This window comes from Palleronia aestuarii, from assembly GCF_003253995.1.
Lineage (GTDB): Bacteria > Pseudomonadota > Alphaproteobacteria > Rhodobacterales > Rhodobacteraceae > Palleronia > Palleronia aestuarii.
The window spans coordinates 17,120-35,512 of the sequence record NZ_QKZL01000004.1; the positions used below are offsets into that span (position 1 = coordinate 17,120).

At 66.4% G+C, this 18,393-nt stretch carries 17 protein-coding genes; 11 read left to right on the plus strand and 6 right to left on the minus strand.

The features are described 5' to 3' along the window. Positions 1 to 3: 3 nt before the first annotated feature. The 3 genes from LX81_RS05980 to LX81_RS05990 are packed head-to-tail and all read right to left on the minus strand — an operon-like array spanning position 4 to position 3,474. Positions 4 to 2,385: a xanthine dehydrogenase family protein molybdopterin-binding subunit gene (locus LX81_RS05980; RefSeq protein WP_111536403.1), complete on the minus strand. Its 2,382-nt coding sequence runs from the start codon at positions 2,383 to 2,385 to the stop codon at positions 4 to 6. A 57-nt stretch (positions 2,386 to 2,442) separates the two neighbouring features. After that, the gene (locus LX81_RS05985) at positions 2,443 to 2,934 is read right to left on the minus strand and encodes a (2Fe-2S)-binding protein (protein ID WP_111536404.1); all 492 of its coding nucleotides are present in this window, start codon (positions 2,932 to 2,934) and stop codon (positions 2,443 to 2,445) included. A 24-nt stretch (positions 2,935 to 2,958) separates the two neighbouring features. Then, on the minus strand, positions 2,959 to 3,474 hold the full coding sequence (locus LX81_RS05990) for an SRPBCC family protein (protein WP_111536405.1): 516 nt from the start codon (positions 3,472 to 3,474) through the stop codon (positions 2,959 to 2,961). A gap of 668 nt (positions 3,475 to 4,142) precedes the next feature. On the opposite strand from LX81_RS05990, the gene LX81_RS06000 reads away from it, so the two are divergent. Beyond that, on the plus strand, positions 4,143 to 4,547 hold the full coding sequence (locus LX81_RS06000) for a DUF4112 domain-containing protein (protein WP_111536407.1): 405 nt from the start codon (positions 4,143 to 4,145) through the stop codon (positions 4,545 to 4,547). Positions 4,548 to 4,558: 11 nt separating this feature from the next. Here the strand turns inward: LX81_RS06000 and ndk are convergent, their stop codons facing one another. Continuing rightward, positions 4,559 to 4,981: a nucleoside-diphosphate kinase gene (ndk, locus tag LX81_RS06005; RefSeq protein WP_111536408.1), complete on the minus strand. Its 423-nt coding sequence runs from the start codon at positions 4,979 to 4,981 to the stop codon at positions 4,559 to 4,561. 247 nt (positions 4,982 to 5,228) lie between these two features. Between ndk and LX81_RS06010 the strand changes: the two genes are divergently transcribed. Genes LX81_RS06010 through LX81_RS06025 form a run of 4 tightly spaced genes read left to right on the plus strand, consistent with a single transcriptional unit; the run spans position 5,229 to position 8,923 of the window. Then, entirely contained in the window at positions 5,229 to 5,702 is a 474-nt protein-coding gene (locus LX81_RS06010; protein ID WP_170133856.1) for a BLUF domain-containing protein, read from the plus strand. A gap of 60 nt (positions 5,703 to 5,762) precedes the next feature. Beyond that, positions 5,763 to 7,610 (plus strand): ABC-F family ATP-binding cassette domain-containing protein, encoded by a 1,848-nt coding sequence (locus tag LX81_RS06015; protein WP_111536410.1) that lies wholly within the window; start codon positions 5,763 to 5,765, stop codon positions 7,608 to 7,610. Positions 7,611 to 7,659: 49 nt separating this feature from the next. Next, positions 7,660 to 8,292: a MarC family protein gene (locus LX81_RS06020; RefSeq protein ID WP_111536411.1), complete on the plus strand. Its 633-nt coding sequence runs from the start codon at positions 7,660 to 7,662 to the stop codon at positions 8,290 to 8,292. 52 nt (positions 8,293 to 8,344) lie between these two features. Next, positions 8,345 to 8,923, plus strand: coding sequence for a retropepsin-like aspartic protease family protein (locus LX81_RS06025; protein ID WP_111536412.1), 579 nt, complete (start codon positions 8,345 to 8,347; stop codon positions 8,921 to 8,923). 6 nt (positions 8,924 to 8,929) lie between these two features. On the opposite strand, the gene LX81_RS06030 is transcribed toward LX81_RS06025, so the two are convergent. Beyond that, positions 8,930 to 9,388, minus strand: coding sequence for a DNA polymerase III subunit chi (locus LX81_RS06030; protein WP_111536413.1), 459 nt, complete (start codon positions 9,386 to 9,388; stop codon positions 8,930 to 8,932). Beyond that, positions 9,388 to 10,857, minus strand: a complete 1,470-nt coding sequence (locus LX81_RS06035; RefSeq protein ID WP_111536414.1) for a leucyl aminopeptidase — start codon at positions 10,855 to 10,857, stop codon at positions 9,388 to 9,390. Before LX81_RS06035 ends, LX81_RS06030 begins: the two co-directional genes overlap by 1 nt. 128 nt (positions 10,858 to 10,985) lie before the next feature. On the opposite strand from LX81_RS06035, the gene lptF reads away from it, so the two are divergent. Genes lptF through rsmA form a run of 6 tightly spaced genes read left to right on the plus strand, consistent with a single transcriptional unit; the run spans position 10,986 to position 18,389 of the window. Beyond that, entirely contained in the window at positions 10,986 to 12,113 is a 1,128-nt protein-coding gene (gene lptF, locus LX81_RS06040; RefSeq protein ID WP_234822507.1) for an LPS export ABC transporter permease LptF, read from the plus strand. Then, positions 12,110 to 13,204, plus strand: a complete 1,095-nt coding sequence (gene lptG, locus LX81_RS06045) for an LPS export ABC transporter permease LptG (protein WP_111536415.1) — start codon at positions 12,110 to 12,112, stop codon at positions 13,202 to 13,204. The genes lptF and lptG overlap by 4 nt, the downstream gene beginning before the upstream one ends. Continuing rightward, positions 13,204 to 15,312, plus strand: coding sequence for an LPS-assembly protein LptD (locus tag LX81_RS06050; protein ID WP_111536416.1), 2,109 nt, complete (start codon positions 13,204 to 13,206; stop codon positions 15,310 to 15,312). Before lptG ends, LX81_RS06050 begins: the two co-directional genes overlap by 1 nt. A 42-nt stretch (positions 15,313 to 15,354) precedes the next feature. Further along, positions 15,355 to 16,563: a peptidylprolyl isomerase gene (locus LX81_RS06055; protein ID WP_111536417.1), complete on the plus strand. Its 1,209-nt coding sequence runs from the start codon at positions 15,355 to 15,357 to the stop codon at positions 16,561 to 16,563. Then, complete coding sequence (pdxA, locus tag LX81_RS06060) at positions 16,560 to 17,531, plus strand: 4-hydroxythreonine-4-phosphate dehydrogenase PdxA (RefSeq protein ID WP_111536418.1); 972 nt, start codon at positions 16,560 to 16,562, stop codon at positions 17,529 to 17,531. Before LX81_RS06055 ends, pdxA begins: the two co-directional genes overlap by 4 nt. A 15-nt stretch (positions 17,532 to 17,546) precedes the next feature. After that, positions 17,547 to 18,389, plus strand: a complete 843-nt coding sequence (gene rsmA, locus LX81_RS06065; RefSeq protein WP_111536419.1) for a 16S rRNA (adenine(1518)-N(6)/adenine(1519)-N(6))-dimethyltransferase RsmA — start codon at positions 17,547 to 17,549, stop codon at positions 18,387 to 18,389. Positions 18,390 to 18,393: the final 4 nt, after the last annotated feature.

Below are 18,393 nucleotides of genomic sequence, written 5' to 3' on the forward strand. Positions count from 1 at the left end.
TTCCTACCGCTTGGCCGCGGTAGCATCCTGAATTGCTTGCCAGACCCGCGAAGGTATCAGCGGCATGTCGATATGCCCCACGTCATAACCCCCCCGCTGGAGCGCGTCGATCACCGCGTTGACTACCGCCGGAGGCGACCCGATCGCGCCTGCTTCCCCACACCCCTTCACGCCTAGCGGGTTGTGGGTGCACGGGGTGGCGCAAGAGGCGTCGACGGTAAACATCGGCACGTCACCCGCCCGGGGCATCGCGTAATCCATGTAAGAGGCGGAGATGAGCTGTCCCTCGGCATCGTAGGCGCAATTCTCCATCATCGCTTGCCCGATCCCCTGCGCGACCCCGCCATGGACCTGCCCGTCGACGATCATCGGATTGATGACGTTGCCGAAATCGTCCGCGGCGGTGAAGGCCAGAACCTTCACATGGCCCGTCTCCGGATCGACCTCCACCTCGCAGCCATAGCCGCCAGAGGGATAGGTGAAGTTCGCCGGATCGTAGAATGCCGTCTCCTCGAGCCCCGGCTCGATTTCCTCGAGCGGATAATTGTGGGGGACATACGCCGCCAGCGTGACATCGCCCCAGGCCACCGACTTGTCGGTTCCGGCGATCGTGAACTGCCCGTCCTTCAGCTCGATATCGCCCTCCGATGCCTCCATCAGATGCGCGGCGATGCGTTTGGCCTTGGCGATCACCTTCTCCGCCGCGCGCACCATGGCCGAGCCGCCGACCGCGATGGAGCGCGACCCGTAGGTCCCCATCCCCATCGGCGTCCGGGCGGTGTCGCCGTGGACGATGTCGACCTGAGAGGCGTCGATGCCGATCATCTCGGAGATCACCTGCGCAAAGGTCGTCTCGTGCCCCTGCCCGTGGCTGTGCGATCCCGTCATGACGCTGATCGAACCCGTGGCGTTCACCCTCACCGTGGCGCTCTCGTAAAGTCCCGCCCGCGCGCCGAGTTGACCCACGAGGTTCGACGGCGCGATACCGCAGGCCTCGATGTAATGCGCGATGCCGAAGCCCCGAAGCTTGCCCCGGGACTTGGAGTCCGTGGCACGTGTTTCGAAGCCGGAATAATCGGAAAGCTCCAGAAGTTTGTCCATCGTGGCGTGATAGTTGCCGGTATCGTATTCCACGGCGACCGGCGTCGCATAGGGGAACGCCGTGATGAAGTTCTGCCGTCGCAACTCCACCGGCGAGACGCCGAGTTCCCGCGCCGCCTTATCGACGACCCGTTCGAGCTGGAACGTCGCTTCGGGTCGGCCCGCGCCACGATAGGCGTCGACCGGCACGGTGTTGGTGAAGACCGCCTTCACGTTCACGTAGATGAGCGGCGTCTTGTAGTTCCCGGCCATCAACGTGCCGTGCAACCAGGTCGGCACCGACGGCGCAAAAGTCGAGAGATAGGCGCCCATGTTGGCGAGCGTGGTCGTGCGCAGCGCGGTGAAATTGTTGTCCGCATCGAGCGCGAGCTCGATCTTCGTCACGTGATCGCGGCCGTGCGCGTCCGACATGAAGGCTTCCGACCGGGACGACGTCCACTTGACCGGCCGGCGCAGGGCCTTGGCCGCGAAGGTCACGAAGGCCTCCTCGGCATAGTGGAAGATCTTCGTGCCGAACCCCCCGCCCACGTCGGGCGCCACCACGCGCAGCTTGTGCTCCGGGATGTTGAGGACGAACGCGCCCATTAGGAGACGGATCACGTGCGGGTTCTGCGAGGTCGTGTAGAGCGTGTGCTCGTCGGTCGCGGGGTTGTACTCGCCGATCGCGACGCGCGGCTCCATCGGATTTGCGACGAGGCGGTTGTTGACGAGTTCAAGCGTCGTGACATGCGCCGCCGCCTTGATCGCCTCGTCCACCGCCTCCCGATTATCCTCGACGAAGCCCCAATCGTAGCAGAGGTTCGACGAGAGATCGTCGTGGACGCGCGGCGCACCGTCTTCGAGCGCGGCCTTCATGTCGCAGGCGGCGTCGAGCATCTCGATATCGATCTCGAGGGCATCGGCGGCGTCGCGGGCCTGTGCCTTCGTCTCCGCGACCACGACGGCGATCGGGTCGCCTACGTGCCGGACCTTGCCCTCGGCAAGGATCGGGTGCTTCGGCTCCTGCATGGGCGTGCCATCGCGCGATGTGATGAGCCAGCCGCACGGCACCCCGCCCGCGCCCTCGAAGTCTTTCGATGTGAAGACCTTGAGAACGCCCGGCATCGCCTCCGCCCCTGCGACGTCGATCGACCTTATTCGCCCATGCGCCACGTCCGACCGCACGAAATGCGCGTAGGTCTGGCCGTGAACGTTGATGTCATCCGAATACCGCCCGGCCCCCGTCAGGAACCGAATATCCTCGCGGCGCCGCGTGCTGTCGCCGATCCCGCCGTCCTTGGGCATACGCCTCTCCTCCCCAAACTCGCTCCCGCTCCGGGCGGGTCCGTCTCCCGCAGCCTCCTACTCGGCCGCGAGCGCTGCGCGGTCCACCTCCTGACCGCTCGCCGCCATGATCGCCTTGACGATGTTGTGATACCCCGTGCAGCGGCAGATATTGCCGTCGAGATACTCCCGGATATCGGTCTCGCTCGGCTTGGGATTGTCCCTCAGGAGCGTTGTCGCCGCCATTACCATGCCGGGCGTGCAGAACCCGCATTGCAGGCCGTGATGATCCTGGAACGCCTGCTGGATCGTGTTCAGCGAGCCGTCGGCATTCGCCATGCCCTCGATCGTCGTGACCTCCCGACCGTCGGCCTCGGCCGCGAACATGGAGCACGCCTTCACCACCTCCCCGTCCACATGGACGAGGCAGGCGCCGCATTGCGACGTATCGCAGCCCACATGCGTTCCGGTAAGCCGCAGATCATTGCGCAGGAACTCCACGAGCAACGTGCGTCCCTCGACGGACCCCGTGACCTCGCGGCCGTTCACCTTCATCTTAATGTCGTTCATCGCCTCTCCTCTCGCCGCGCGGCTTCAGCTTGCGGCCTTGCCCCGGCCGAACCAGCCCTTTTTCGCCTCGGGCGCTTCCGCAGGCGCATCGTCCTCCGCGGGGCCCTCGACCACATTCTTGAAGTTCGTGAAGAACTGGTCGGCCATCTTCTTCGCGAACCCGTCGATCACGCGGCCGCCGAGCTGCGCGAGCTTGCCGCCGACCTTGGCCTCCACGTCGTATTCGAGAACGGTGCCGTTCGCGTCCTCGCTCAGCGTCACGTCGGCGCCGCCCTTGGCGAAGCCGGCAGCGCCACCCTTGCCCTCGCCCGTTATGCGGACACGCTCCGGCGCCTGCATCTCGGCGAGCACGATATTGCCCTTGAACGTCGCTTTCACCGGCCCGACCTTCTGCACCACGGTCGCTTCGAACCCGTCGTCGGGGTTACCGGTCATCTCCGTGCAGCCCGGTACGCAGCGCTTCAGCACCGCAGGGTCGAGGATCGCGGCCCAGACCTCCTCGCGAGGCGCCTCGATCGTCCGACGTCCACTCAGTTCCATCTCTCGTCTCCCCTCGCCGCCCGACGCACTCTCCAGAACTGCGGGAGGGCGCACTGACGGCATCTTGCTCTGGCCGGTCGCGCCCGTAGCTGATCGCCCACCGCTCCTGACGTCAAGCCAAATGGACGGAAAACGCCGTTTCCGGATCCGCCGGGTCGCCGATGGAATGAGCGGGGGACCTTTCGCACGTCCCGGTATCTCCCTGCGAGATGGACCCCGAAGGCACGGCAAACGGCATGGCGTGACGAAAACGTCGCACCGTCAGCGTCAACTCCACGAGATACTTCCGAAGTGCCTCAGGCTAACGATTCGCAAAGGATATGTCGGCGAAATGATCTCAGCATAGAGATCGAGGATCGAACGATGACCAACATGCCCGCCCCCGCCCCTGCGCCGAAACCGCCGGTCCAGGAATTCCCGCAGCAGCCCATGCGTTTTACGGACTGGGCCTCGATCTGATCGCGGGACGAAGCCCGTTCGCGACCTGCGAGGAACAGTTCCGGGGCGGCGATGGCCGTCCCGACGAACGGCTCCCTCGACCTGAACCGCGCCATCCCATTGATGCGCTGACGCTCGATCGGGCCTAGCCTTCGAAGGATGTCGAGCGTCTTCCGCCCGCGCGGCAACGATGGAAGGAACTCCATCGGCCGGGGCGCAGTTGGAAGCGGATGACCGCTCATCCGCATATGCATCGTCTGGAACGATTGGAGCGCCTCGCAAGCAGGCTCGACAGCGCATTCCGGATCCCCGGGACGAAGATACGGTTCGGCTACGACCCCATACTCGGTCTCCTGCCGGGTGTCGGCGATGTCGCCGCGCTCGTACCCGGCGTCTACATCATCAACGAGAGCCGCAAGTTGGGCGTGCCCACGCACCTGCTGATCAAGCAAGGCGTCAACATGGGGATCGATACGCTCGTCGGCAGCATTCCCCTGCTCGGCAGCGTGTTCGACGTGGGATTCAGGGCCAATCGCCGCAACGTGGCCCTATTGCGCAAGCATCTCGAGGATCTGCACGGTCCGACCGCGTCGACCGGCGCTTCACCACCTCATGGTGCGCCGATCGACAGGTAGGCGACTTGTCGTCAGCCCACGATCTCGAGTTCGGAGAAGAAGAACGCGATCTCTTCCTTCGCCGTGTCCGGCGCGTCCGAACCGTGGACGGAATTCTCGCCGACGGATTCCGCAAATTCTGCCCGGATCGTCCCCGATTCCGCATCGGCGGGGTTGGTCGCGCCCATGACTTCGCGGTTTTTCGCGATGGCACCCTCGCCCTCGAGGACCTGCGCCACGACCGGCCCCGAGGCCATGAACGTGGTCAGCTCGTCGAAGAAGGGCCGCTCGGCGTGGACCTTGTAGAATTCCCCGGCCTGCGCCTTGGTCAGTTGAAGACGCTTCTGCGCGACGATGCGCAATCCCGCATCCTCGAACTTCGCGTTGATCTTTCCGGTCAGGTTCCGGCCGGTCGCATCGGGCTTGATGATCGACAGGGTGCGTTCGGTGGCCATTCGGATGCCTCATCTTCTGGCAGGGCAGACCCCATGCCCGCCCACAAATTGCGCGCCCTGCTAGCATGTGGCCCTCCGCTTGGAAACCCGGCGTGCGAACGTACGCCGGACGGAAGCCCACGCCATCCTGCTGCGGCGGCGCGACCCGCGTTTCGAGGGGCGATCGACGAATCCGGGGGTTAGCCGTTGAAGATTCCGCTTCTTCCCACATATGGGTCGGACCCGAAACCGATCCGGGAATGGTTTGATGAACAATACGCTGATGCACTGCCTCTATGTGAGCCGGGCCCTCGTTCCGGCTGACGCGGCAGAGGCCGCATCGATCTACGGATCGGCCCGGCAGCGCAATCCGCAGCTGGACGTGACGGGCTACCTGCATCGCGAAGGGCCTTATTTCGCGCAGTACATCGAGGGGCCGGGCTATGCGATCGAGCAACTCGTTCCACTCATCCGCGACGATCCGCGTCACGACCGGTTCCGCATCCTCTCGCATGGCGAAGCGGAGACGCGGGTCTTCGGTTCTTGGCACATGGCGTTCACCGACGAGGGGATGAACCCCTATGCGACGTTCGCCGCCGGCTCCGCGCGGCCGACGAACATCGCGATGGCGCGTGCCGAGGATCTGGAGGCGTTCTTCCGTGCATCCGCCGACATCATCGAGGCGGAAAACTGGGGTGGCCCCGGTCCACGGGATGAAAAGGTCATGTCGGTCCGTCAATAGCCTTCGCGGCATCGCAGCACGGCGCTTTCCCAGCCGGGGCGGCTCTGCTAAGGGGCAGCCATGCTGCAGATCGATGATATCACATTCTCCGTCGAGGGCCGGACCCTCTTCGAAGGCGCCACCGCCGCGATCCCCGAGGGCCACAAGGTCGGCGTGGTCGGGCGCAACGGGACGGGCAAGACAACGCTTTTCCGCCTCATCCGGGGCGAGCTCGCGCTCGAAGGCGGCGCGATCTCCCTGCCGCCGCGCGCCCGGATTGGCGGCGTGGCGCAGGAGGTCCCGTCGTCGGAGACCTCGCTTCTCGACACCGTGCTCGCCGCCGACAGGGAGCGCCACACGCTCATGGCGGAGGCCGAGACCGCAACCGACCCCGCGCGCATCGCCGACATCCAGACGCGTCTTGCCGATATCGATGCGTGGTCGGCGGAAGGCCGGGCCACGTCGATCCTGAGGGGCCTCGGCTTTACCCAGGATGAAATCGACATGCCCTGCTCCGCCTTTTCCGGCGGCTGGCGGATGCGGGTCGCACTCGCGGGCGTGCTCTTCGCGCAGCCCGATGTGCTGCTTCTCGACGAGCCCACGAACTATCTCGACCTCGAAGGCGCGCTCTGGCTCGAGACGTATCTTACGCGCTATCCGCACACGGTGATCATCATCAGTCACGACCGCGGGCTCCTGAACCGCTCGGTCAACGCGATCCTGCATCTCGAGGCGAAGAAGCTCACGCTCTATCAGGGCAATTACGACACCTTCGCCCGGACGAAGGCCGCAAAGGCGGCGGTCGAGGCGGCGCAGGCCAAGAAGACCGACGCCCGCCGCGCGCATCTACAAAGCTTCGTCGACCGCTTCCGCGCGAAGGCCTCCAAGGCCAAGCAGGCGCAGAGCCGCATCAAGATGATCGAGAAGCTCGAACGCGTGCAGACCCCGCAGGAAGCGGCGCTGCGCGCCTTCAGCTTCCCCGAGCCGGAAGAGCTTTCGCCGCCCATCGTCAATCTCGAATCCGCCTCCGTGGGCTACGGGGAGCGGGTAGTTCTGGGCAAGATCACGCTCAGGATCGACCAGGACGACCGCATCGCGCTGCTCGGGCGCAACGGGGAGGGCAAGTCGACCTTCTCGAAGCTACTCGCGGGCAAGCTCGACGCGATGGGTGGCCGGATCACGACGTCGTCGAAGCTACGCGTGGGCTATTTCGCGCAGCATCAGGTCGACGAGCTGCATATCGACGAGACCCCGCTCGACCACATCCGCCGTCTGCGACCCGAGGAGAGCCCTGCCCGCCTGCGCGCCCGGCTCGCGGGATTCGGGCTCGGCGCCGACCAAGCGGAGACGCTGGTGGGCAAGCTTTCCGGCGGGCAGAAGGCGCGTCTGTCGCTCCTCCTGGCCACGCTCGACGCGCCGCACATGCTGATCCTCGACGAGCCGACCAACCACCTCGACATGGAGAGCCGGGAGGCGCTGGTCGATGCGCTCACCGCCTATTCCGGGGCGGTGATCCTCGTCAGCCACGACATGCACCTCCTCTCCCTCGTGGCCGACCGCCTGTGGCTCGTGAAGGACGGTCGCGTGACGCCCTACGACGAGGATCTGGAGGCCTACCGCCGGATGCTCCTTTCGGCCGACCAGCCGAAGAAGGCGGAGAAGCCGAAGCAGGCCGCCCCGAAACCGAGCCGCGATGACATCCTCTCGCTCCGCGGCGACGTGCGCCGCAACGAGCAACGCGTGGCCAAGCTCTCGGAGATGCGCGACAAGCTCGCGAAGAAACTCGCCGATCCGTCCCTCTACGAGCCCGGCAAGGCCGGAGAGGCGGAGGTCTGGCAGCGCAAGTACGCCGAGGTCATGGAAGGGCTCGACCGGGCGGAAGGCCTCTGGATGGCCTCGCTCGAACGTCTGGAGCATGTAGAGACGTGAACGCTAGGCGGCCGGAGGCGGCAAACGCCGGCGGGGATCGAGGCCGCGGATGAGCCTCGATTTCTATGTTACTGCCTTTGTGACGCTTTTCGTGGTCATCGACCCGATCGGAACGACGCCGATTTTCGTCGCCCTGACGCAGGGGATGGATCGCACCCGCCGCCGGGCGGTCGCGATACGCGCGTGCCTCATCGGGCTCGGGCTCCTCTTTCTCTTCGGCCTCTTCGGCGACGCCTTGCTGGGGTTCATCGGCATCTCCATGCCCGCCTTCCGGATCGCGGGCGGCCTCCTTCTCTTCCTCACCGCGCTCGAGATGCTGTTCGGCAGGCGCACGCGGCGGCGCCAGGATCAGACCGAAGCGGCCGAGCCCGAACCAGTCGAGGACCCTTCCGTCTTTCCACTGGCAATCCCGCTTCTCGCAGGTCCCGGCGGCATCGCCTCGATCATCCTGCTGACCGGGCAGACGACCGGCGATCTCTGGGCCTCGGCAGGGATTTTTGGCGTGATGCTCGTGATCTTCGCGATCGTCTTCATCCTGTTCCTGCTCGCAACCCCGATCGAGCGGGCGTTGGGGGAAACCGGCATCCTCGTCGTCACGCGGCTTCTCGGGATGCTGCTCGCCGCCCTTTCGGTCCAGTTCGTGATCGACGGCCTCCGCTCGGTCGTGGCGAGCTTCGGTTGACACCAGCGTCATCGCGCATGGATCTCGGGCCATTCGTCCCTATCTTCGGCCCATGACCGGAGATTCCATTGCATCGCTCCTCTATCTCGCGCTCCTGGGCGCTGTGATCGGCGGCTATTTCATCGCGTCCGGCCGACGGAACATGGGCCGGACTGCACAGCAGGCGGCGATCTGGGGATTGATCTTCGTCGGCGCCGTCGCGATCGCGGGCCTCTGGAGCGACCTACGCGACACCGTGTCGCCGCGGCAGAGCCTGAGCCTAGAAGGTGATGTGACGCTGCCACGCAGTCGCGACGGGCACTACCGCATGACGCTCGGGATCGACGGCACGCCCGTAGAGTTCATCGTCGATACCGGCGCAAGCGACCTCGTCCTCAGCCGCAGCGACGCGGAACGCGTTGGTCTCGATCCCGACAGTCTCGCCTATCTGGGTCAGGCTCAGACGGCGAACGGGACCGTACCGATGGCACGGGTCTATCTGGACGAGGTCGAACTCGCCGGCGCGGTGGAGCGCGACGTTCCGGCCTCCGTCAACGGTGGCGAGATGGACATGTCGCTTCTTGGCATGAGCTATTTGCAGCATTTCGGTCGGATCGAAATCTCGGGCAACACCCTGACCCTGAGCCGCTGATCGCCGTTACGCCTCGGCCTTCTTCTCCCAACGTCCGGCCTCTTCCGACCAGTATTGTGCGGGAACCTGCGCGCGGGTCAGGGAACGCCATTGGGCACGTGCCTTCTCGAGCGCGGCAGGATCGTCCCCGTCGAAGATCACGCAAACCCGATCGAGGCGATGCACCTCGTCCGGCGCGACCTCGGCTCCGTCCACGCACATCAGACAGGCTACGTCCTGCGGCAGGTCGCCCGCCGTCGTCAGCAGGATCGGCTGCGCTTCGTCCGCATCGCCCCCGGAGAGGCCATGCGGCAAGAACGACGCCTCGTCATAGGTCCAGAGCGCGGCGTCGAGTTGCTCCATCCGCCGGGGATTGGCGCCCCGCACCACGATCCGCCACCCCGCGCCCCGCGCCTTCTCGAGGAGCGTCGGCAGCACCGCCTCGAGCGGGCGGCGCGTGAGGTGGTAGAAGTAGGCGGCGCCCATCAGCCCTCGAGCGTGTCGCGCACGAGCCGGTCGAGGGCCCGTACACCCCAGCCGGAGGCTCCCTTCGGGGCGTAGGGGCTGTCGCCATCGGTGCTCGCCACGCCCGCGATGTCGATGTGGCACCAGGGCAGGCCGTCCTTGACGAAGCGGTGCAGGAACTCCGCCGCCGTGATCGAACCCGCGGGCCGCCCGCCCACGTTCTTGACGTCGGCTATGCGGGACTTGAGCTGATCGGCGTAGGCCTTGCCGAGCGGCATCCGCCATGCGCCCTCGCCTTCCGCTTCCGCCGCGCCGAGGAGCTGACCGCAGAGTGAATCGTCGTTGGAGAAGACACCCGCATTCTCGTGGCCGAGCCCGATGATGATCGCGCCCGTGAGCGTCGCGAGGTCGATCATGCCGGTGGGCTGGAACCGATCCTGCGCGTACCACATGATATCGCAGAGAACGAGCCGGCCTTCGGCGTCGGTGTTGATGACCTCGATGGTGTCGCCCTTCATCGAGGTCACCACGTCGCCCGGGCGCGTGGCGCCACCCGACGGCATGTTCTCCACGAGCCCGACGATGCCCACGACGTTCGCCTTCGCCTTCCTGAGCGCGAGCGTCTTCATCACGCCCGCCACGACGGCCGAGCCGCCCATGTCCATCGTCATCCCCTCCATCCCCGCCGCGGGCTTGAGGGAGATGCCGCCCGTGTCGAAGACGACGCCCTTGCCCAGAAGCGCGAAGGGCTGTTCCTCGCCACCACCGGACCAGCGCATGACGACGACCTTCGAGGGGCTGTCGCTGCCCTGCCCCACGGCGAGGAGCGCACCCATCCCGAGTTCGGCGAGCTTGTCCTCCTCGAGAACCTCCACCTCGAGCCCGTACTCGGCGAGCGCCGCAAGCCGTTCCGCGTAGCTCGTCGTGGTCAGGACGTTCGCGGGGGCGTTGACGAGATCGCGCGCGAAGAAGACCCCCTCGATCGCCGCGGAGAGATCGTCCGCGGCGGGGCGCAGCTCGTCGGGTTTCGCGCACATCAGCGTAACCGCCCCGAGATCGGGGGCCGGATCGCCGCTTTTGAGATCGGCGTAGTCGTAGCGACGCAGCAGGACGCCTTCGACAACTCGGAGCAGGCCACGGCGGCTTCCCCCGAGGATCGTGATCGCCTCGCGGCCCGCCGCCTTGGCGATCGCCACGCCGGTCTCGCGCGCTTCCGCAGGCGTCGGCCGGGTCGCGAGGCGCGCGACGATCACGCCCTGTGCGGCGAGCCCGACCGGCCAGGCGAGTTCGCGGACCTGGCCCGCCTCGATCTTGCCCCAGGCCTCGCTCTCCACGAAGCGGGCGAGCGCTCCTTTCGTCTGCCGGTTCACGCGCCGCGCACCGGGATCGAGCTTGCCGTCGGCGTCCACGAGGACGGCAATCCGCCCCTCGGTCGAGGCGACGGTGTCGAGGTCGGTTTCGGCAAGGCTGAACGCGGCGGGACGGGTCATCTGCGGCTCCTGACAGGCTTCTTGGAGCCGATACCTAGTCCCGGCGCAACGTGAAGGCCAGATCGCAGTTTTCCCTTCCCGCGCCCTGGGATAGTCTGCCGCGCGAGGCAGTCGAGGATGAAGACGCGTTGGGGCGACTGGACAGATACCTGCTGGCGCAGTTTCTGACGCTCTTCGGCTTTTTCAGCCTCGTCCTCGTGCTTGTCTACTGGGTGAATCGGGCGGTCGTCCTTTTCGACAGGCTGATCGCCGGGGGGCATTCCGCGCTCGTCTTCCTCGAATTCTCCGTCCTGAGCCTGCCGAACGTGATCCGGCTCGTGCTGCCCATTTCCGCCTTCGCGGCAGCGGTCTACGTGGCCAACCGCATGCGAGGAGAGAACGAGCTCGTCGTCGCGCAGGCCGCCGGCCTCTCGCCGGTGCGGCTCGCGCGGCCGGCGCTGGTCTTCGGCTTGTTCTGCGGCGTCGTCGTGATGACGCTGTCCCACGTTCTCGTGCCTTTGTCGCTCAGCCGGCTCGGCGAGCGCACGGCCGAAATCTCGGAGGACGTGACCGCGGGCCTTCTCACGGACGGGGAGTTCCTGCATCCCGCCGATGGCGTGACATTGTACATTCGCGAGATCACGCCGCAAACCGAGCTTCTGGGCCTGTTCCTCTCCGACACGCGCGTTCCCGGGCGGAGCGTGGTCTATACCGCGGAGAGTGCGGTTCTCGCGCGGACGGAAGTGGGACCCAGGCTCGTCATGTTCGACGGGATGATCCAGCGGCTGACCCAGCCGGGGCGTAACCTCGTCACGACGCGCTTCGATGACTTCGCCTTCGACATCGCCTCCCTGATCGACACGATGCCGCAGCGCTCTCCGGATATCGACGAATTGCCGACGCTCACGCTTCTCGGCGCGACGGACCGCGTCGCGGCCAAGACCGGGGAACCGCGTTCCCGGATCCTCTACGAAGCCAACGAACGCGTCACACAGGGACTCATCGCGATCGTCGCGCCACTGATCGGGTTCGCCTGCATGCAACTTGGCGGGTACACGCGGTTCGGGGCCTGGCGACAGATCATCGGCGGCATCTGCTGCGTGATCGCGATCGACCTCGCGGACAATCTCGTGGCCGATATCGCGCGCGACGACGCGGCACTTTGGCCGGTCACCTATCTCCCCCCGCTTATCGGGCTCGCTCTCGCCTTCGGGATCCTCGTCATCGCGGGAGGTCCGGCGCAGCGTCGTCCCTTCGCCGGATCGGCACCAGGATGATCCTGCACCGCTATTTCGCTCGACGTTTCCTCACGACCTTCCTGATCGTCGCGGCGATCTTTCTCGCGATCCTCGCGCTCATCGATCTTGTGGAACAGGTCCGCCGGTTCTCCGGAGACGACGTATCTTTCCAGGGCCTGATCTGGCTCACCTTCCTCAGCGTGCCGGAAACATTCTACCGCATCCTGCCACTGATCGTGATCTTCGCGACGCTCACGTTGTTCCTGAACCTCGCGCGCACGTCGGAACTCGTCGTGACACGAGCGGCCGGCCGCTCGGCGCTCTCGACCCTGACTGCGCCGGTCCTTGTCGCACTGCTTCTCGGCGCGGCGTCGGTCGCGGTGATGAACCCGATCTCGGCCGCGACCTCGCAACAATACGAACTCGTCGCGAATCGCGCCTCCGGGGGCGATACGCGGGCCCTGTCACTCAGCCGGGAAGGTCTCTGGCTGCGCCAGGGCACGGATGGACGGCAGACCGTGATCCGCGCGACGCGTGCCAATCTCGACGGCACCGTGCTCTATGGCGTTACATTCGTGGGCTTCGGCGCCGGAGGCGGGCCGTCCTTCCGCGTGGAGGCGGAGCAAGCTCGGCTGCGGGACGGCGCCTGGCATCTCACCGGGGCAAAGGAATGGCGCTTCGACAGCCCCAATCCCGAGCTTTCGGCCATGAACTCCGACACGATCACCCTGCCGTCCTCGCTCTCGGCGAACCAGATACTCGACAGCTTCGCGACGCCCGAGGCGATCCCGATTTGGCAATTGCCGCACTTCATCGCGGATCTCGAACAGGCCGGGTTTTCCGCCCGCCGCCACAGGGTCTGGCTGCAGATGGAACTGGCGCTTCCAGTGCTGCTCGTCTCGATGGTACTCGTCGGCGCGGCGTTCACCATGCGGCAGACCCGGGTGGGGCGCACGGGGCTCATGGTCCTGTCCGCACTCGCCCTCGGGTTCGCCCTCTTCTTCATCCGCAATTTCGCGCAGATCCTCGGCGAGAACGGCCAGATCCCGATCCTGCTCGCGGCCTGGGGACCGCCGGCGGCCGCGGTCCTCCTGCCGCTCGGACTTCTGCTTCACTGGGAGGACGGGTGATGCGCATCTTTCTCACCGCCTTGTGGCTCATGGTCATGCCGCTCTCTGCCGGGGCGCAGGATCTGGCGTCGCTGGTCGCCGACCGTGTCCGGGTCGAGGGAAACGCGCGCCTCGTTGCGGAGGGGGATGTCGAGATCCTCTTTCGCGACACGCGCCTGACGGCCCCGCGCATCGTCTACGACCGGGAAATCGACAGGATAGATATCACGGGGCCGATCGTGATCCACGACGGCGGAAGCACGCTTGTGCTCGCCGACGCCGCCTCGCTCGACGCGGATCTGAGGAACGGTGTCCTGCTTTCGGCCCGCCTTGTCCTCGACCGGCAGTTACAGTTGGCCGCGACGCAGGTCGCCCGCCTCGACGGGCGCTACACGGAACTGCTCGATTCCGTGGCCTCGAGTTGCGAGATCTGCGCGGCCAATCCGACGCCCTCATGGGAGATCCGCGCCCGCCGGATCGTGCATGACCAAGAGGAACGGCTTCTCTACTTCCAGGACGCGACCTTCCGGCTCTTCGGCGTTCCGATCGCCTATTTCCCGCGTCTGCGTCTGCCGGACCCCACGCGCGATCGCGTGACCGGACTTCTCATCCCCCGGGTGCGCTCGACGAGCCAGCTCGGGACCGGATTGAAGTTCCCCGTCTTCGTCACGCTTGGCGACCATGCCGATATCACCCTGACCCCCTATCTCAGCTCGAGCACCTCGACGCTCGAGGGCGTGTACCGCCAATCCCTGCGTTTCGGGGACGTCATCGTCGAAGGGGCGGCAAGCAACGACGATCTCGTGACCGACGATCTGCGTTGGTATCTCTTCGCCGAGGGGGTGTTCGACCTGCCGCGCGGGTTCCGGCTGGAATTCGACGTGGAGGAGGTCTCGGACAGAACGTATCTCATCGATTACGACTATTCCGAGCAGGATCGCCTCGCGACGGAAATCGAGATCGTGCGCGCCCGGCGTGACGAGTTCGTCTCCGCGAGCCTCGCGAATTTCGAGACGCTGCGTGACAGCGAGATTCCGATCCGCGACCAGCTTCCCTCGCTTTACGGCCAGTTCGAACTCGAACACCGCGTCCCCGTCGGGCGGGGGGAGATGCGGATCCGGCTCGATGCGGCAATCCTAGACCGCGAGGCCGATGCGGATCAGATCGGGCGCGACGTGACGCGGATCGGGTTCTCCGCGGAATACGGTCGCGGGTTCGTCCTGCCGTCGGGCCTCGTCGGACGCCATACGATCGGCTTCGACGCGGACAGTTACGAAGTGGACAACGACACCCGCTTTGAGGGCACGTCCGGCCGGATCACGCCGTCGATCTCGACGGAGCTGCGATGGCCGCTGGCGCGCTCGGGGCCAGGAGGGACGCGGCAGCTTCTCGAACCCGTGATCCGGGTCGGCTGGGCGGATTCTTCCGGCGATCCGGTCCCGAACGAGGACAGCGTTCTCGTGGAATTCGACGAGGGCAACCTCTTCTCGCTCTCGCGTTTTCCCGGTGACGATCGGATCGAGGAGGGTCTGAGGGCGAATATCGGTCTCGGCTATACCGTGATCGCGTCGTCCGGCTGGTCGTCGAACCTGACGGTGGGCCGGATCCTGCGGCCCGACGACGCGACCGAGTTTCCGCGCGGCACCGGCCTCGATGCCCCGCGATCGGATTGGTTGACCGCCGTGCAGATCGATCTGGGAGAGCGTCTCGACGTGACGAGCCGCGCGCTCTTCGACGACGGGTTCTCGCTGTCGAAGAGCGAGGCACGGATCGCCTATGCCGATTCCAGCCTGTCGCTCGAATCCGGTTATCTCTGGCTTGAGGAAGAGCCGCGCGACAACCGACCCTTCGACACCCACGAGGTTTCGCTCGACGGCGCACTGCGGCTCTCGCGGCATTGGACCGGGACGTTCGGCACGCGCTACGATTTCAACCAGGATCGCTCCGCCCGTGCGGCATTGGGTCTCGAATACCGGTCGGAATGCCTCATCGTCGATCTGTCGCTGTCGCGTCGTTTCACCTCCACCGACACGCTCGAGCCCACGACCAGCGTGGGCTTCGGCCTGCGCCTCGCGGGGATCGGCGACACGCGGTCCGACGAGAGCTATCGCAAGACCTGCAATGGATGATATGGCGGGGCGCGATCCCGACCCGGAAGGCAATTCGACCAAATGATCCGACTTATCTGCCTGATCTTCGTCTCCGCCCTGGGACTGGCCGCCGGGCCCGCACCGGCGCAAGGTCTCTTCTCCCCCGTCGTGACGGTGAACGACCGCGTGATCACCGCCTTCGAGGTGGACCAGAGGGCACAGATGCTCGATCTCTTCCGCACGCCCGGCGACACGCGCGCGCAGGCGATCGACGCACTGATCAACGAACGGCTCCAGATGGCGGAAGCCGACAGGGTCGGCTTGGAGATCTCCGAGGAAGAAGTTCTGGACGGGATGGAGGAATTCGCGGGGCGCGCGAATCTCAGTCGGGAGGACTTCGTGGCGAACCTCGCGCGCGACGGGGTCGACGAGGAGACGTTCCGCGATTTCGTCCGCGCGGGCATCGCCTGGCGCCGGATCGTCCGGGCGCGATTCGGGGGACGCGTCGACATCCCCGAGGACGAGGTGGCCCGCGAAGCCGCGGCGCCGCCATCGTCGGAACTGCGCGTTCTGCTGAGCGAGATCATCCTGCCGGCCAACACGCCCGAGCGCGCGGCGGAGGCCGAGCGGCTCGCTCCCCAGCTTGCCCGGATCAACGGCGCGTCCGATTTCGCGGCGGCCGCGCGCGAGTATTCCGCCTCGCCCTCCCGCGACCAAGGCGGCGCGCTCGAGTGGCTCGAAGTCTCGAACCTGCCCCCCGTCCTGCGCAACCTTGTCGTGTCGCTATCCCCCGGAGAGGTGAGCCCGCCCGTGGGGGTCCCGAACGCGATCGCGATCTTTCAGCTCCGCGCCCTGGAGGAAGTGCCGTCGCGGGCGGCCGTACGCGAGCTCGATTACGCCGCGCTTTATCTTCCCGGCGGGCGCACGCCAGAGACGCTGCAGCGGGCCGCCCGAATCGCGGCGCGGGTCGATACCTGCGACGATCTCTACGCCGTGGCGCGTGAAGAACCCGATGCGCCGCTGCAACGCGATACCAAGGCGCCCGCGGAGATTCCCGCCGATGTCGCGCTTGCACTCGGGCAACTCGATCCCGGGGAGAGTTCGACCTCTCTCACCCGGGCGGACGGACAGACGCTCGTCTTTCTCATGCTCTGCGACCGCCTCTATTCCGATCCGGAGGAGATCGATCTCGATGCCATCCGCAATTCGCTGACGAACCGCCGGATATCACGGCTAGCGGACAATTACCTGGCGGAGATGCGGGCGAACGCCACCATCGTCACGGAATGAACGCCGTCGCACCCCTCGTCGTGACGTGCGGGGAGCCGGCGGGAATCGGCCCCGAACTTGCCGTCGCCGCATGGCGGGCGCTCGGAACCACGCTTCCCTTCGCATGGATCGGCGACCCGCGGCATCTGCCTTCGGGCGCACCTCATGTCGAGATCGATCATCCCGCAGGGGCGGATGCCGCCGCCGAACGCGGTTTGCCGGTCCTGCGGCACGATTTCCCCGCATTGGCCGTCCCGGGAACGCCGGATCCCGCGAACGCGGCCTCCGTCGTCGCGGTCATCGCCCGTGCCGTCGATCTGGTCCAGTCGGGAGAGGCCGCAGCGCTCTGCACGCTGCCCATCCACAAGAAGGCACTGATCGACGGGGCGAATTTCGCGTATCCCGGCCATACCGAGTACCTCGCGGCGCTCGCCGGCGTCGAGAGGGTCGTGATGATGCTTGCCTGCGACGCCCTTCGCGTGGTGCCGGCGACGATCCATATCCCTGTCTCGGATATCCCCCGCGTCTTGTCGCCAGCCCTACTAGAGGAAACGATACGCATCACCCATTCTGCGCTCATCCGCGACTTCGGGATCGAAGTGCCCCGGATCGCGGTGGCCGGTCTCAATCCGCACGCCGGGGAAGGCGGTGCGATCGGACGCGAGGATCTCGAGGTGATCGCGCCGGTGATCGATGCGCTGCGTGCAGAGGGGATGGAGGTACGCGGTCCGGCCTCGGCCGATACGATGTTCCACGCCGAGGCGCGGGCGCGGTATGACGCGGCCGTCGCGATGTATCACGACCAGGCACTGATCCCGATCAAGACGATCGATTTCTCCGGCGGGGTCAACGTGACACTCGGCCTGCCCTTCGTTCGGACCTCGCCCGATCACGGTACCGCCTTCGACATCGCAGGGACCGGCACCGCCGACCCAACCTCGACGCTCGCGGCCCTGCGCCTCGCGGCGCGCATGGCGCGGAACCGGTAAGGCGGTAGCGGGGGCATGGGCACCATCGACGACCTCCCGCCGCTCCGCGCGGTGATCGCGGCGCATGGCCTCGCGGCCCGCAAGTCGCTCGGGCAGAACTTCCTGCTCGATCTGAACCTCACGGCGAAAATCGCGCGGCAGGCGGGCGATCTCGGTCACGCCGACGTCCTCGAGATCGGTCCCGGCCCGGGCGGGCTCACACGCGGGCTTCTTGCCGAAGGAGCGCGCAAGGTCGTTGCGGTGGAGAAAGACGCGCGCTGCATCGCCGCGCTGGAAGAGATCACCCAGGCCTATCCCGGACGGCTCGAGATCGTGTCGGCGGATGCGCTGGCCTTCGACCCGCGCCCGTACCTGACCCCGCCCGTCCGGATCGTGTCGAACCTGCCCTACAATGTCGGGACGGAACTCCTGACGCGCTGGCTTGATCCTGGCACGTGGCCGCCCTTCTGGACGAGCCTCACGCTCATGTTCCAGCGTGAGGTTGCGCAAAGGATCGTGGCCGCGCCCGGATCGAAGGCCTACGGCCGGCTCGCGATCCTGTCGCAATGGCGCAGCGAAGCGCGGATCGTTCTCGACGTGCCGCCGGAAGCCTTCACACCGGCGCCAAAGGTGCGATCCGCCGTCGTCCATCTGACCGCCCGGCCGGAGCCGCTTTTCGAGGCCGACGCTCCGACGCTTTTCAGAATCACCGCGGCCGCTTTCAATCAGCGGCGAAAGATGCTTCGGGCGGCCCTGCGGGGGCTTTCGCCCGACATCGAAGACGTGTTGCTGAGCGCGGGCATAGCACCCACGCGCCGCGCGGAGGAATTGTCGATCGAGGAATTCTGCGCGCTTGCCCGCGCGCTCGCGGCCGCCTGAGCGG

Coding starts and splice junctions, on each gene's coding strand:
- LX81_RS05980 (WP_111536403.1), bottom strand. CDS start 2,385: ATGCCCAAGGACGGCGGGATCGGCGACAGCACGCGGCGCCGCGAGGAT.
- LX81_RS05985 (WP_111536404.1), bottom strand. CDS start 2,934: ATGAACGACATTAAGATGAAGGTGAACGGCCGCGAGGTCACGGGGTCC.
- LX81_RS05990 (WP_111536405.1), bottom strand. CDS start 3,474: ATGGAACTGAGTGGACGTCGGACGATCGAGGCGCCTCGCGAGGAGGTC.
- LX81_RS06000 (WP_111536407.1), top strand. CDS start 4,143: ATGACCGCTCATCCGCATATGCATCGTCTGGAACGATTGGAGCGCCTC.
- ndk (WP_111536408.1), bottom strand. CDS start 4,981: ATGGCCACCGAACGCACCCTGTCGATCATCAAGCCCGATGCGACCGGC.
- LX81_RS06010 (WP_170133856.1), top strand. CDS start 5,229: ATGAACAATACGCTGATGCACTGCCTCTATGTGAGCCGGGCCCTCGTT.
- LX81_RS06015 (WP_111536410.1), top strand. CDS start 5,763: ATGCTGCAGATCGATGATATCACATTCTCCGTCGAGGGCCGGACCCTC.
- LX81_RS06020 (WP_111536411.1), top strand. CDS start 7,660: ATGAGCCTCGATTTCTATGTTACTGCCTTTGTGACGCTTTTCGTGGTC.
- LX81_RS06025 (WP_111536412.1), top strand. CDS start 8,345: ATGACCGGAGATTCCATTGCATCGCTCCTCTATCTCGCGCTCCTGGGC.
- LX81_RS06030 (WP_111536413.1), bottom strand. CDS start 9,388: ATGGGCGCCGCCTACTTCTACCACCTCACGCGCCGCCCGCTCGAGGCG.
- LX81_RS06035 (WP_111536414.1), bottom strand. CDS start 10,857: ATGACCCGTCCCGCCGCGTTCAGCCTTGCCGAAACCGACCTCGACACC.
- lptG (WP_111536415.1), top strand. CDS start 12,110: ATGATCCTGCACCGCTATTTCGCTCGACGTTTCCTCACGACCTTCCTG.
- LX81_RS06050 (WP_111536416.1), top strand. CDS start 13,204: ATGCGCATCTTTCTCACCGCCTTGTGGCTCATGGTCATGCCGCTCTCT.
- LX81_RS06055 (WP_111536417.1), top strand. CDS start 15,355: ATGATCCGACTTATCTGCCTGATCTTCGTCTCCGCCCTGGGACTGGCC.
- pdxA (WP_111536418.1), top strand. CDS start 16,560: ATGAACGCCGTCGCACCCCTCGTCGTGACGTGCGGGGAGCCGGCGGGA.
- rsmA (WP_111536419.1), top strand. CDS start 17,547: ATGGGCACCATCGACGACCTCCCGCCGCTCCGCGCGGTGATCGCGGCG.